This window comes from Enterobacter cloacae complex sp. 397G4, from assembly GCF_050031515.1.
GTDB lineage: Bacteria > Pseudomonadota > Gammaproteobacteria > Enterobacterales > Enterobacteriaceae > Enterobacter > Enterobacter hormaechei_C.
Map to the genome: position 1 here is coordinate 1,878,542 of NZ_JBLGWE010000001.1, position 13,332 is coordinate 1,891,873.

11 protein-coding genes are annotated in these 13,332 nt (G+C 56.7%); 7 read left to right on the forward strand and 4 right to left on the reverse strand.

Annotated features, from left to right (window positions below):
- Nucleotides 1-118 precede the first annotated feature (118 nt).
- Nucleotides 119-658, forward strand: a complete 540-nt coding sequence (locus ACQG1Y_RS08905; RefSeq protein WP_368740497.1) for a glycine zipper 2TM domain-containing protein — start codon at nucleotides 119-121, stop codon at nucleotides 656-658.
- A gap of 58 nt (nucleotides 659-716) precedes the next feature.
- On the opposite strand, the gene ACQG1Y_RS08910 is transcribed toward ACQG1Y_RS08905, so the two are convergent.
- The gene (locus ACQG1Y_RS08910) at nucleotides 717-1,352 is read right to left on the reverse strand and encodes a TetR/AcrR family transcriptional regulator (protein WP_015570813.1); all 636 of its coding nucleotides are present in this window, start codon (nucleotides 1,350-1,352) and stop codon (nucleotides 717-719) included.
- 245 nt (nucleotides 1,353-1,597) lie between these two features.
- Between ACQG1Y_RS08910 and bhsA the strand changes: the two genes are divergently transcribed.
- Nucleotides 1,598-1,855, forward strand: a complete 258-nt coding sequence (bhsA, locus tag ACQG1Y_RS08915) for a multiple stress resistance protein BhsA (protein WP_006809234.1) — start codon at nucleotides 1,598-1,600, stop codon at nucleotides 1,853-1,855.
- Nucleotides 1,856-1,932: 77 nt separating this feature from the next.
- Here bhsA and ldtC read toward each other — a convergent pair whose 3' ends face one another.
- The 3 genes from ldtC to ACQG1Y_RS08930 form a co-directional block, all read right to left on the reverse strand.
- Complete coding sequence (ldtC, locus tag ACQG1Y_RS08920; protein WP_368740498.1) at nucleotides 1,933-2,898, reverse strand: L,D-transpeptidase LdtC; 966 nt, start codon at nucleotides 2,896-2,898, stop codon at nucleotides 1,933-1,935.
- A 145-nt stretch (nucleotides 2,899-3,043) separates the two neighbouring features.
- Nucleotides 3,044-6,490: a transcription-repair coupling factor gene (mfd, locus tag ACQG1Y_RS08925; protein WP_017693631.1), complete on the reverse strand. Its 3,447-nt coding sequence runs from the start codon at nucleotides 6,488-6,490 to the stop codon at nucleotides 3,044-3,046.
- 567 nt (nucleotides 6,491-7,057) lie between these two features.
- Nucleotides 7,058-8,131 carry an acyltransferase family protein gene (locus ACQG1Y_RS08930; protein ID WP_023296315.1) on the reverse strand — a complete coding sequence of 358 codons (1,074 nt, stop codon included), beginning with the start codon at nucleotides 8,129-8,131 and terminating at the stop codon, nucleotides 7,058-7,060.
- 256 nt (nucleotides 8,132-8,387) lie between these two features.
- Here ACQG1Y_RS08930 and lolC point away from each other — a divergent pair, with 256 nt between their 5' ends.
- The 5 genes from lolC to cobB are packed head-to-tail and all read left to right on the forward strand — an operon-like array spanning nucleotide 8,388 to nucleotide 13,327.
- Nucleotides 8,388-9,587 carry a lipoprotein-releasing ABC transporter permease subunit LolC gene (gene lolC / locus ACQG1Y_RS08935; protein ID WP_017384712.1) on the forward strand — a complete coding sequence of 400 codons (1,200 nt, stop codon included), beginning with the start codon at nucleotides 8,388-8,390 and terminating at the stop codon, nucleotides 9,585-9,587.
- On the forward strand, nucleotides 9,580-10,281 hold the full coding sequence (gene lolD, locus ACQG1Y_RS08940; protein WP_015570809.1) for a lipoprotein-releasing ABC transporter ATP-binding protein LolD: 702 nt from the start codon (nucleotides 9,580-9,582) through the stop codon (nucleotides 10,279-10,281). Before lolC ends, lolD begins: the two co-directional genes overlap by 8 nt.
- The gene (lolE, locus tag ACQG1Y_RS08945) at nucleotides 10,281-11,525 is read left to right on the forward strand and encodes a lipoprotein-releasing ABC transporter permease subunit LolE (protein ID WP_032619921.1); all 1,245 of its coding nucleotides are present in this window, start codon (nucleotides 10,281-10,283) and stop codon (nucleotides 11,523-11,525) included. Before lolD ends, lolE begins: the two co-directional genes overlap by 1 nt.
- A gap of 54 nt (nucleotides 11,526-11,579) precedes the next feature.
- The gene (nagK, locus tag ACQG1Y_RS08950; RefSeq protein WP_032670943.1) at nucleotides 11,580-12,491 is read left to right on the forward strand and encodes an N-acetylglucosamine kinase; all 912 of its coding nucleotides are present in this window, start codon (nucleotides 11,580-11,582) and stop codon (nucleotides 12,489-12,491) included.
- Nucleotides 12,492-12,505: 14 nt separating this feature from the next.
- Nucleotides 12,506-13,327, forward strand: coding sequence for a Sir2 family NAD+-dependent deacetylase (cobB, locus tag ACQG1Y_RS08955; protein ID WP_006809226.1), 822 nt, complete (start codon nucleotides 12,506-12,508; stop codon nucleotides 13,325-13,327).
- Nucleotides 13,328-13,332: the final 5 nt, after the last annotated feature.

Genomic DNA, 13,332 nt, shown 5'->3' on the forward strand with positions numbered 1-13,332 from the left:
AGTTCTCTTAAACCCACGTTGTCCCGGTCAACAGCCCTGATTTTGATCCTTTATCTTATTGGCGAAGCGTTTATTGCGCTGCAAAATTGCTACCAATTGCAACAAAGGAGGAAGTCCCGTGAATAAATCAATGTTGGCGGGTATAGGGATTGGCGTCGCAGCTGCGTTAGGTGTGGCTGCCGTTGCCAGTCTGAACGTACTTGATCGTGGCCCGCAGTATGCGCAGGTGGTTTCCGTTACACCGATCAAAGAGTCGGTCAAGACGCCTCGTCAGGAGTGCCGTAATGTTTCTGTCACCCATCGTCGTCCGGTTCAGGATGAAAACCGTATCGCTGGCTCCGTGCTGGGCGCGGTTGCTGGTGGGGTGATTGGTCATCAGTTTGGTGGCGGCCGTGGTAAGGATGTCGCGACGGTGGTTGGTGCGCTGGGTGGCGGTTATGCCGGTAACCAGGTACAGGGCGCGATGCAGGAAAATGATACCTACACCACAACGCAGCAGCGCTGTAAAACCGTGTATGACAAGTCTGAAAAAATGTTGGGCTACGACGTAACCTACAAAATTGGCGATCAGCAGGGCAAAATCCGCATGGATAAAGATCCTGGCACGCAGATCCCTCTCGACAGCAATGGTCAGCTGATACTGAATAACAAAGTGTAAAAAAGATGTTCTCTGAACTTAGCTCCTCATGCGCTCAGGCTGAGGAGCTTTTTTTGCGTCAGAGTTTAAGAAGTTCAGGCCACAGGCGCAGCGTTGTTTGCGTAATCCCCTGCAATTTTTCCAGCGTCGCGCCTTCACGGGCGCTGATGGACATCCCCTGTAAAATACAGCTCAGATACTGGGAAAGCTCCTGCGGACGGCAATGCGCCGGTATTTCGCCGCGCTGCTGACGCTGAGCCAGAAACGTGCTGAGCGTCTCCTCCTGCATCGCATGTCGCGATTTGACCGTGTTGGCAATCTCTTTAGACGATGCCGCGAGGGTCGCGGAGGTGTTGATCATAAAACAGCCCGCAGGCGTGTCCTTGCTGGTATAGCAGGTCGCGATTGCCGTGAAATAATCCTGCAATGCCTGCTCAACCGTTTTTTCTTCGCAGAACAGCTGGGCTTCATGTTTTGCCGCGAAGCGCGCGATGTATCTGTCCAGAACGGCCCGGAATAAGCCTTCTTTGTTGGTGAACTCTGCGTACAGGGTAGGGGCTTTCGCGCCCGTTGCTTCCACGAGATCGGAAAGCGACGTGGCTTCATACCCATGCTGCCAGAAGAGCGTCATGGCCTTATCGAGCGCCGCATCCCTGTCGAACACTTTTGGTCGGCCACGGCTTTTCTTCGCGCAACGCGTAACATCGGTTGTCATGTGCCGTTGGTCCTCTGTTGTTTTGTTGAATAGTCATTATAAAAATAAACGTCTGCAACGACCAGCGGTGATTTCTGAAAAATAATTTAATTTTATCTTTATGAAATATAAGGCAAATGAAATTAATTTAACGACCATTATAAAAATGGGTTGACGTGTGACCTGGATCACATCTATCATTTACCTATCGATCGTTAACTAAATAACTAACGACTACTACATCATCTGCCTAAAGGTATAAAATCATGAAAAACGTTAAAACCCTCATCGCTGCCGCCGTTCTGAGTTCACTCTCTTTCGCAAGCTTCGCTGCTGTTGAAGTGCAATCCACGCCAGCAGACCAGCAGAAAGTCGGTACCATCTCTGCCACTGCCGGGACTAATCTGGGCTCTCTGGAAGATCAGCTGGCACAAAAAGCTGACGAAATGGGTGCGAAATCATTCCGCATCACCTCTGTGACCGGTCCTAACACCCTGCACGGTACCGCTGTTATCTACAAATAAGCGTAACGCAACCCTCCGTTATGCCACTGCAATAAAAAACGCCCTGCTGATGCAGGGCGTTTGTCGTTATTACTGCTTTACATTGATTGCTGAGCAACCTCATGATGCCGCGTGACATCGGTTGGCATCCCCGAGCGCGCTTCCATCGCCCGCTCCATCACCGCGCCATCGGTATTGGCATTCGTTTTAAAGCTCACCATTGAGGCATTCAGATTAATCGGCAGCGTCTGCGGATCGTCATTGATGTTTTTCGATAGCGGCTGGTGGATCTCAACCAGACGGACGCCACCCGGCTCTTTAGACACTTTAATCGGCGTATTAATGATATTCACTTTCGTGCCAGGGGCGATCACGCGGTAGAGCGTTTTGATATCGTCATCGCGCAGGCGAATGCAGCCGGAGCTGACGCGCATCCCGATCCCGAAATCCGCATTCGTTCCGTGCAGAAGATAAACCCCACCGTATGCCGCCAGGCGAATCGCATGGTGCCCCATCGGATTATCCGGGCCAGCAGGCACCACGGCAGGCAGGTCGATACCTTGAGCTTTATAACGGGCGCGAATGTTTGCCGTCGGGGTCCAGGTTGGATTAGCGCGCTTATCAGAGACGGTGGTGACCATGGTAGGCGTGAGCGTATCGCCCCCCAACTGACCAATACCGATAGGGTAGACGGTCACTTCGTTCTTGCCCGGCGGGTAGTAATACAGACGCAGCTCGGCGAGATTAATCACAATGCCCTGACGCGGCGCGTCCGGCAGGATGGTTTGCAGCGGAATCGTCAGTACGCTGCCTGCCCGGGGCACGTATGGATCTACGCCCGGGTTGGCCTGCAACAGCGCCAGGAACCCGACGTTATATTTTTTGGCAATCGCTTCCAGCGAACCGCCATCGTTTTCAACCACGTGAAAGCGGTTTTCACCTACGACGTTGCTGCCGGCAGGCGGAAGAGGCCAGGTATTTGCGCGAGCAGGGAGCGCGACGGCAACCGTCGCGGCAAGCGCAAACAGAGTTAACCAGCGGGTAAAACGCGAAGAAATCATCATTATCATAATCCATACAAATGATAAGGTTATTGTTTTATAAGGCGTTAATGATAATTATGGCGAATGTATAGTCGGGAAGTTCGGGCGAAGTGCAAAGAGTTTGTAAATTGTCCCCCCGCCAGCCGGGCGCTGGCGGGGGATACCGTTATGCGATGGCGTTCTCTTCCAGCTGACGCATAAAGTTACGCACCCAGTCCATGCGGGTTTTACGTTCCGTCAGATCCTGAGTAAATTTCAGACGCGTCGGGCCATCAAGACGGAAATGCTGCGGCTGTTTTTGCAGGAGGCCAATCAGCCACATCGGATCGACGTGGTTCTTCTCGGCAAACTCAATGACGCCGCCTTTCTCATTGCCTTCAAGCTTGCGAATGCCCAGCTTCTGCGCCTGCTGACGCAGGCGGGCAATATCCAGCAGGTTGCGCGCCGCATCGGGCAATATCCCAAAACGGTCAATCAGTTCGACTTTGATCTCTTCCAGCTCGCCTTCGCTTTTCGCGCTGGCAATGCGTTTGTAGAACGACAGACGGGTATTCACGTCAGGAATAAAATCATCCGGCAGCAGAGAAGGCATGCGCAGTTCCACTTCGGTCTGCTGGCTGGTGAGATCTTCCAGAGACGGTTCACGTCCGGCTTTAAGCGCGTCGACGGCATTTTCCAGCAGCTCCATATACAGCGAGAAACCGATGGTTTCCATGGAGCCGCTCTGGTCTTCACCCAGCAGCTCACCGGCGCCGCGGATCTCCAGGTCGTGGGTCGCCAGCGCAAAGCCAGCACCCAGATCTTCCAGTGAGGCGATAGCTTCCAGACGCTTTTGCGCGTCGGTGGTCATCGCCTTCGGATGCGGCGTCAGCAGCCAGGCGTAGGCCTGATGGTGCGAGCGCCCGACGCGCCCGCGCAGCTGGTGCAGCTGGGCCAGGCCGAAGTGATCCGCACGTTCGATGATGATGGTGTTCGCCGTTGGAATGTCGATCCCGGTCTCAATGATGGTGGTACACACCAGCACGTTGAAACGCTGGTGGTGGAAATCGTTCATCACCCGCTCCAGCTCGCGCTCGCGCATCTGGCCGTGACCAATGGCGATGCGCGCTTCCGGTACCAGCTCTGCCAGCCTGTCGGCGGCTTTCTGAATATTTTCAACGTCGTTATACAGGTAATACACCTGGCCGCCGCGCAGCACTTCGCGCAGGATCGCCTCGCGCACCACCAGATTGTCGTACTCGCGAACAAAGGTTTTCACCGCCAGACGGCGCGCCGGTGGGGTAGCGATAATCGACAGATCGCGCATGCCGCTCATCGCCATGTTCAGGGTGCGCGGGATCGGCGTTGCGGTCAGGGTCAGAATGTCGACGTCGGCGCGCATCGCTTTGATGCGCTCTTTATGGCGCACCCCGAAGCGGTGCTCTTCATCCACGATCAGCAGCCCCAGATCTTTCCACTTCACGTCGCTTTGCAGCAGCTTGTGAGTGCCGATCAGAATATCAATTTTGCCTTCGCTTGCCTGTTCCAGGATTTGCGTCTGCTCTTTGGCGCTGCGAAAACGCGACAGCATCTCAATGCGCACCGGCCAGTTGGCGAAGCGGTCGCGGAAGTTGTCGAAGTGCTGCTGGGCGAGGAGGGTAGTCGGCACCAGCACCGCCACCTGCTTGTTGTTTTCCACCGCCAGGAAGGCGGCACGCATCGCCACTTCGGTTTTGCCGAAGCCCACGTCACCGCAGACCAAGCGGTCCATGGCCAGCGGCTGGCACATGTCGCTCAGCACGGCGTTAATGGCCTGGGCCTGATCCGGCGTAGTTTCAAACGGGAAGCTGTCGCAGAACAGCTGATACTGCTCTTTATCATGCTTAAACGCATAGCCCTCTTTGGCCGCACGCTGGGCGTAAATATCCAGCAGCTCGGCGGCCACGTCGCGCACTTTTTCCGCTGCCTTCTGGCGCGCGCGCGCCCAGGCATCGCCGCCCAGCTTATGCAGCGGCGCGTTGTCTTCCGCGCCCCCGGCGTAGCGACTGATCAGGTGCAGGGACGACACCGGCACGTACAGTTTGGCGTCGTTGGCGTAGGTCAGCATCAGGTATTCACCTTTGATGCCGCCTGCTTCGAGGGTGGTCATCCCCTGATAGCGACCCACCCCGTGTTCAAGGTGAACGATCGGCTGACCGGGGTGCAGTTCGGCCAGGTTACGGATCAGGGTGTCCGGGTTGATGGTGCGACGGCTGTCCTGACGACGGCGCGCGACGCGCTCGCCCAGCAGGTCGCTTTCACAAATCAACGCCAGGTTATTGAGCGTATCAATGAATCCGTGCTCGGCGGCGCCGATCATCAGGTAACGGCCATTTCCGGTCGCTTCGCTCAGGCGAAGAATGCGTTTCGGCGCAACTTTGATCCGTCCCAGCAGTTCGCCCAGCGCTTCACGGCGACCCTCACTTTCAACGGAGAAGACCACCGGCCCGGTGAAGGACTCAAGAAACTTGCGCAGATTATCAAGCGGGGATTTCTGCTGCGCCTGGACGGCCAGGTCAGGCAGCGTCCGGAACGCGAGATTGGTGTTCGCCGCCTTCTCGGCAAGCGCGTCGGTTTTGAGCTGCATGCGCGGCCAGCGTTTCAGCTCGGCGTTCAGCTCGTCGGTACGTAGCCACAGCATTTCCGGCGGCAGCAGCGGACGCATCGGGTCAACGCCCCGGTTTTCAAAGCGGGCGCGCGTTTCGCTTTCAAAGCGGCTGGCACTGGCGTCGATATCCCCGGTGTTAACAATCAGCGTATTCGCCGGGAAGTAGCTGAACAGCGCCGGCAGCGGTTCGTTAAAGAACAGGGGCTGCCAGTACTCGATCCCGGCCGGAAGGGTGCCCTTGCTGACTTGCTGGTAGATATGTTCGGCATCGCGCTTCACGTCGAACCTGTCGCGCCACTGGCTGCGGAACAGCTCGATGGCGGTTTTATCCGTCGGGAACTCATGGGCGGGCAGTAGGTTAATGGAGTCCACTTCCTCCAGCGTGCGCTGGGTGTCAGCGTCGAACACGCGCAGGCTGTCGATCTCATCATCAAAGAAATCCAGACGATATGGCCGATCGCTGCCCATCGGATAGAGATCCAGCAGCGCACCGCGCGTCGCATATTCGCCGTGCTCCATCACCTGGTCGACATGTCGATAGCCGGCTCCGTCCAGCTGCACGCGCAGGGCATCGCGCGACAGGCGCTGGCCTTTTTTCATCACCAGCGCATGGCCGTGCAAATAGCTGTGCGGACAGACGCGCTGCATCAGGGTGTTCACCGGTACAATCAGCACGCCGCGCTGCATGGTGGGAAGCTGATACAGCGTCGACAGGCGCGAAGAGATGATCTCCTGGTGCGGAGAAAAACTGTCGTAGGGAAGCGTTTCCCAGTCGGCCAGGCTGAACACCAGGCTATCGGTGAACTGACGAATTTCGTCGTGCAGGCGCAGAGCGTTTTGCATGTCCGGGGCAACCAGCACCACCGGCCCTGGATGCCGCTCAGCAATTTCCGCCACCAGGGTGGCGCAGGCCGCGCCCGTGAGTTCGCCCAGCTGGCGCTGGTCGCCCGCTTTGACAGGCAAGGAGTAACGATAGTGTTCAGGCATGGCTATGTCAGAGTCTCTTGGGGATATACCAACAGTATTGGGGCATATCACTGATACGCAATGTCTTTATTATCCTCGATCGTTTTACATAAGCAAATCGTAACCGCACAAGAGGGAAAGTGCCCCCGGATGGGTAGAGGGTTCCTCAGTAATTTGAAAGCAGAAGCAATAACGTTGTCTTCAGACTAACTGAGGGCTTTCAGCGATGCCCTGGTCCGGCTGTAAATCGCTGAGGCGTTTCCTGAAGGCCGGGGCGAGGCGCAGGGATGCGCCGAGAGGGCGTGGCCTGCATGGATGCAGGCTCATGCCCGACCCGATAGCCGGAAGGAATAAGCCGAGGGTATCGCGAAGCGACGATTTACCGCCGGGAGCCCGGGTTGCCAGGGTGGTGGCGACTGAGCCACCCTGGCACGTTCACCGCTCGTGCGGTTATAGAATAGCAAGGAATATAAGGTGAACGGAACGAGCACCACAGCTGTATGTTCACCCTCACCCCAGCCCTCTCCCATAGGGAGAGGGAGCCGTCTGTGCAGGCCTTATTTTGTAGTCCGCATGGGACAGGGTTAGTTAGCGGGTTGTGGGCACGGGCGAAAGCCGCGCGGGAGGGGAGAAGAAAAGATCGCCAAAGAGGGCGGTTGAGAGCTTACGTGCCCCCAGCCCAACCAGCGTGCAGACGAGCAGGCTGATAAACGGGTAGACCAGAATCAGCGTTAACTCCGCCCAGATCGGCCAGTACGCCGCATTCATTTCGCGGATCAGGAGCAGGCTAAATGCCTCGATTAAAATGCGGTGGGTGGTATATATCGCGATGGTGTTTGAACCGATCACGTTCAGCAGGTTATTGGGATGAACGGCATAACGCTGCTCGAAGCTGTAAAAGAGCTTCATGATAACCACGATTGACAGCAGAGAGAGCGGCAGAGGGACGTTAGCGAACCACAGCACCACCGACACCGCACCAGAGGCGATGAGGATCAGCCAGCTGCGGCGCAAATTCATCCCTTTCATCCACGCCATCAACTGCGCGCCGTACCATGCGCCGAGGCTGTAGTAGACCATGTTGCGTACCACGCTGTTCATTCCCCACCACGGTAACGGCAGGAAGTTGATGGCGATGCTTGCCAGCGCCAGAAGCCCCAGCATCGGCAGTTTCCAGCGGCTCAGCAGCTTACAGAGCGTAAAGTAGACCACTAAGGCGTACAAATACCATAGGCTGGTGCTGGCCGTGAGCATTCCCCGTACAAACCCTGAAACGGAATCGGCGTAGGCCGCATTGGATGCTGTCGCCAGCTCTCGCTCGGGGGCGAGCCAGGCATTCAGATGAGTCAGCGCCTGCCATTGCAGGACGCCCCACAGGGCCAAAACCCAGACAATGCTCCAGATCCGCTTGTCGAGACTGGTGCGCCAGTTCACCTCGTCAATATATCGACGGATCAAATAGCCGGAGATAAAGAAAAACACCGGCATACGGAACGGGGCAAGGTAAAGATTAAAGTAGACCCAGCATTTGGCGAGCAGGCCCGATAACGGATGCTGTAGCCCGTCCAGGTGAGGATAAAAGGTGATCACCGAGTGGTAAATCACCACCAGGCAGATGCACAGACCTTTTATCTGGTTAATCCATAATGCTTTTTGTTTCATTGTGCGTGACGACCTTGTTGCCATAAACGAAAGGACGATTGTTGTAAAATGAAACCCTGATGTAACGGGTAACAGTCTGTATCAGGACGATTTTCGGAAAAGGTGGAGGCTGTCTGGCGGAAGTTCAGTCAGTAGCATGATGATTTATCTGAATTTTTCGGAAAAATGATTACCGAATCTTACGGTTTCAGTCATTTACGCTTAGCGGATTCGCTTATATACTCGTGGGTCTGCTATCAGCAAACAGACGGATTTCATGTATCAACCTGTCGCACTCTTTATAGGCTTACGTTACATGCGTGGGCGCGCCGCGGACCGCTTCGGTCGCTTTGTCTCCTGGCTTTCGACTATTGGCATTACGCTTGGCGTGATGGCACTGGTGACGGTGCTTTCCGTCATGAACGGCTTCGAGCGCGAGCTGCAAAACAATATCCTGGGGCTGATGCCGCAGGCCGTTCTCTCTTCCACTCAGGGTTCCGTTAATCCGCAACAGCTGCCGGAAAGCGCGGTGAAGTTACAGGGTGTCACGCGCGTTGCGCCGCTCACGACGGGCGATGTGGTGCTGCAAAGCGCCCGTAGCGTGGCGGTCGGGGTGATGCTGGGTATCGATCCGGCGCAAAAAGATCCGCTGACGCCGTTCCTGGTCAATGTGAAACAAACCGACCTGGAAGCGGGTAAATACAACGTCATCCTCGGCGAGCAGCTTGCCGGGCAGCTCGGGGTCAACCGTGGCGATCAGCTGCGCGTGATGGTGCCGTCAGCCAGTCAGTTTACGCCGATGGGGCGTCTGCCAAGCCAGCGCCTGTTCAACGTGATTGGCACGTTTGCGGCGAACAGCGAAGTCGATGGTTACCAGATGCTGGTTAACATTCAGGACGCCTCGCGTCTGATGCGCTACCCGGCGGGAAATATCACCGGCTGGCGTCTGTGGCTTGATGCGCCACTGAAGGTGGATACCCTTAGCCAGCAGACGCTACCGGAAGGGACGAAATGGCAGGACTGGCGCGACCGGAAGGGCGAACTGTTCCAGGCCGTGCGCATGGAGAAAAACATGATGGGGCTGCTGCTGAGCCTGATCGTGGCCGTTGCCGCGTTTAATATCATCACCTCGCTCGGGCTGATGGTGATGGAGAAGCAAGGCGAAGTCGCCATTCTGCAAACTCAGGGGCTGACTCCGCGCCAGATCATGGCGGTATTTATGGTCCAGGGCGCCAGCGCCGGCATCATCGGCGCGCTGCTCGGCGCGGCGCTGGGGGCGCTGCTCGCCAGCCAGCTCAACAATCTCATGCCGATTATTGGCGCGCTGCTTGATGGCGCGGCGCTGCCGGTGGCTATCGAGCCGCTCCAGGTGGTCGGTATTGCGCTGGCCGCGATGGCCATTGCGCTGCTCTCTACGCTTTATCCTTCCTGGCGGGCTGCCGCCACTCAACCCGCTGAGGCTTTACGTTATGAATAAGATCCTGTTGCAGTGCGACAACCTGTCCAAACGCTATCAGGAAGGCACTGTGCAGACCGACGTGTTGCACAATGTGAGTTTTAGCGTGGGTGAAGGCGAGATGATGGCGATTGTCGGCAGCTCCGGTTCCGGTAAAAGTACGTTGCTGCATCTGCTTGGCGGGCTGGACACGCCAACCGAAGGCGATGTGATCTTCTCCGGGCAGCCGCTGAGTAAAATGTCGTCTACGGCGAAAGCCGAGCTGCGTAACCGCGAGCTGGGCTTTATCTATCAGTTCCACCATCTGCTGCCGGACTTTACGGCGCTGGAAAACGTCGCAATGCCGCTGCTGATTGGTAAAAAGAAACCCGCGGAAATTAATGCCCGCGCCAGCGACATGCTAAAAGCGGTAGGGCTGGGTCATCGCGGAAATCACCGTCCGTCTGAGCTTTCCGGCGGTGAGCGTCAGCGTGTGGCCATCGCCCGTGCGCTGGTCAACAACCCGCGCCTGGTGCTGGCGGATGAACCGACAGGTAACCTCGATGCGCGTAACGCAGACAGCATTTTCCAGCTTCTCGGCGAACTGAACGCCGCGCAGGGAACCGCGTTTCTGGTGGTCACCCACGATTTACAACTGGCTAAGCGGATGGGGCGTCAGCTGGAAATGCGCGACGGTCGTCTGAATGCTGAACTGACGCTGATGGGAGCGGAGTAATGGCTTCACCGTTATCGTTACTCATCGGGTTACGCTTTAGCCGCGGTCGTCGCCGGAGCGGGATGGTATCCCTTATCTCCGTGATCTCCACCATCGGTATCGCCCTGGGCGTGGCGGTGTTGATCGTGGGCTTAAGCGCCATGAACGGCTTTGAGCGTGAACTGAATAACCGCATTCTGGCCGTTGTCCCCCACGGTGAAATCGAGCCGGCTAACCAGCCGTGGTCCAACTGGCGTGATGCCCTTAACAAAGTGGAAAAGGTGCCCGGCATTGCGGCGGCTGCACCTTACATCAACTTTACCGGGCTGGTAGAGAGCGGGGTAAACCTGCGCGCCATTCAGGTGAAAGGGGTAAATCCTCGTCAGGAAGAGCGTCTGAGCGCGCTGCCGCGCTATGTGCAAAATGGCGCATGGGCAAACTTTAAGGCTGGCGAGCAGCAGATCATCATGGGCAAAGGCGTTGCCGATGCGCTGAAGGTGAAGCAGGGCGACTGGGTCTCGATCATGATCCCGAACGCCAGCGCTGATCACAAATTGCAGCAGCCTAAGCGCGTACGTCTGCACGTCACCGGTATTTTGCAGCTGAGCGGCCAGCTCGATCACAGCTTCGCGATGGTGCCGCTGGAAGATGCGCGCCAGTATCTGGATATGAGCGACAGCGTGACGGGCATTGCCATTAAGGTTAACGACGTCTTCAACGCCAATAAACTGGTGCGTGACGCTGGCAGCGTGACCAATAACTATGTCTACATCAAAAGCTGGATCGGCACTTACGGGTATATGTACCGTGATATCCAGATGATCCGCGCGATTATGTATCTGGCGATGGTGCTGGTGATTGGGGTGGCGTGTTTTAATATCGTCTCGACGCTGGTCATGGCCGTTAAGGATAAGAGCGGCGACATCGCCGTGCTGCGTACCTTAGGGGCGAAAGACGGTCTTATTCGCGCCATCTTCGTCTGGTACGGTTTGCTGGCGGGGCTGTTTGGCAGCCTTTGCGGTGTGGCGATCGGCGTGGTGGTTTCCCTTCAGCTGACGCCGATTATTAACGGAATTGAAGCGCTTATTGGCCATCAGTTCCTGTCAGGCGATATCTATTTTATTGACTTCCTGCCGTCTGAACTGCACTGGCTGGACGTTATTTATGTGCTGGTGACAGCACTTTTACTGAGTCTGCTGGCAAGCTGGTATCCGGCGCGTCGCGCAAGCCGAATTGATCCGGCGAGGGTATTAAGTGGCCAGTAATTTCGTCATGGTTTAGCGGTCTTTTGGCCGCTGAATCAAACAGAGGAATGCATCATGTATTACGGATTTGATATTGGCGGCACCAAGATTGCGCTCGGCGTGTTCGATAAAGACCTTAAGCTACAATGGGAAACCCGCGTACCCACGCCGCGCGAAAGCTACGATGAATTTTTAACCGCCATTGCCGCGCTGGTGGCGCAAGCGGATGAACGCTTTGGCGTCAAAGGCAGCGTCGGCATTGGTATTCCGGGTATGCCCGAAACCGACGATGGCACGCTGTATGCCGCCAACGTTCCTGCCGCCAGCGGCAAACCGCTGCGTGCCGATCTTTCTGCTCTCCTTGAGCGCGACGTGCGCTTAGACAACGATGCCAACTGTTTTGCTCTCTCAGAGGCCTGGGACGACGAGTTTCGTCGCTATCCGCTGGTGATGGGGCTGATCCTCGGAACCGGCGTGGGGGGCGGGATAGTCATTAACGGTAAGCCCATTACCGGGCGCAGCTACATTACCGGCGAATTTGGTCATATCCGTCTGCCGGTGGATGCACTGGATGTTGTCGGACGTGATTTCCCGTTGATCCGCTGCGGTTGTGGTCAGCACGGCTGTATTGAGAGTTACCTTTCAGGCCGTGGGTTTGCATGGCTTTATGAACACTTCTATCATCAGAAACATGACGCTCCCCAAATCATTACCCTGTGGGAACAAGGGGATGCGCAGGCGCGAGAGCACGTTGAACGCTATCTCGACCTGCTGGCCGTGTGCCTGGGGAATATCCTGACCATCGTCGACCCGGATCTGCTGGTGATCGGGGGAGGGCTGTCAAATTTCACTGCGATTACGGAACAGTTGTCCGGGCGTCTGCCCCGACATTTATTGCCGGTCGCCCGCGTGCCGCGCATTGAACGCGCGCGACACGGGGACGCAGGAGGCATGCGCGGAGCCGCATTCCTTCATCTCACCGATTAGTTTACGAGGTTATTATGCTGTCGCGTCGCCAGGGTCGACTCAGCCGTTTTCGCAAAAATAAACGCCGCTTACGTGAACGCCTGCGTCAGCGGATCTTTTTCAGAGACAGGATGATGCCAGAAGCGATGGATAAACCCAGAGTGGTGGTGTTGACCGGGGCGGGGATCTCCGCCGAATCCGGTATTCAGACCTTCCGCGCGGCGGACGGACTGTGGGAAGAACACCGAGTTGAAGATGTGGCGACGCCGGAAGGTTTCGCCCGCGACCCGGCGCTGGTGCAGGCGTTCTACAACGCCCGCCGTCGCCAGCTTCAGCAGCCGGAGATTGCGCCGAATGCGGCGCACCTGGCGCTGGCAAAGCTGGAGGAAGCGCTGGGGGATCGTTTTCTGCTGGTCACGCAGAACATCGACAATCTTCACGAAAGGGCCGGAAACCACAACATCATTCACATGCACGGCGAACTGCTCAAGGTGCGGTGCGCATGGAGTGGTCAGGTGCTGGACTGGAAAGAGGACGTGCTGGACGAAGACCGCTGCCACTGCTGTCAGTTCCCTTCGCGTCTGCGTCCGCATGTGGTCTGGTTTGGCGAAATGCCGCTGGGAATGGATGAGATCTACAGCGCCCTGGCTATGGCGGACGTCTTTATCGCCATTGGTACCTCAGGACATGTCTATCCGGCGGCAGGATTTGTTCACGAAGCGCGACTGCAAGGTGCCCATACGGTGGAGCTTAATCTGGAGCCAAGCCAGGTCGGGAGCGAGTTTGAAGAGAAACATTACGGTCTGGCGAGCGAGGTGGTGCCAGCCTTTGTGGATAAACTCCTGAAGGGGCTGTAAGAGTA

Bases quoted from the DNA above. Each gene is read 5' to 3' on its own strand.
- ACQG1Y_RS08910 (WP_015570813.1), bottom strand. From the start codon at position 1,352: ATGACAACCGATGTTACGCGTTGCGCGAAGAAAAGCCGTGGCCGACCA.
- bhsA (WP_006809234.1), top strand. From the start codon at position 1,598: ATGAAAAACGTTAAAACCCTCATCGCTGCCGCCGTTCTGAGTTCACTC.
- ldtC (WP_368740498.1), bottom strand. From the start codon at position 2,898: ATGATGATTTCTTCGCGTTTTACCCGCTGGTTAACTCTGTTTGCGCTT.
- mfd (WP_017693631.1), bottom strand. From the start codon at position 6,490: ATGCCTGAACACTATCGTTACTCCTTGCCTGTCAAAGCGGGCGACCAG.
- ACQG1Y_RS08930 (WP_023296315.1), bottom strand. From the start codon at position 8,131: ATGAAACAAAAAGCATTATGGATTAACCAGATAAAAGGTCTGTGCATC.
- lolC (WP_017384712.1), top strand. From the start codon at position 8,388: ATGTATCAACCTGTCGCACTCTTTATAGGCTTACGTTACATGCGTGGG.
- lolD (WP_015570809.1), top strand. From the start codon at position 9,580: ATGAATAAGATCCTGTTGCAGTGCGACAACCTGTCCAAACGCTATCAG.
- lolE (WP_032619921.1), top strand. From the start codon at position 10,281: ATGGCTTCACCGTTATCGTTACTCATCGGGTTACGCTTTAGCCGCGGT.
- nagK (WP_032670943.1), top strand. From the start codon at position 11,580: ATGTATTACGGATTTGATATTGGCGGCACCAAGATTGCGCTCGGCGTG.
- cobB (WP_006809226.1), top strand. From the start codon at position 12,506: ATGCTGTCGCGTCGCCAGGGTCGACTCAGCCGTTTTCGCAAAAATAAA.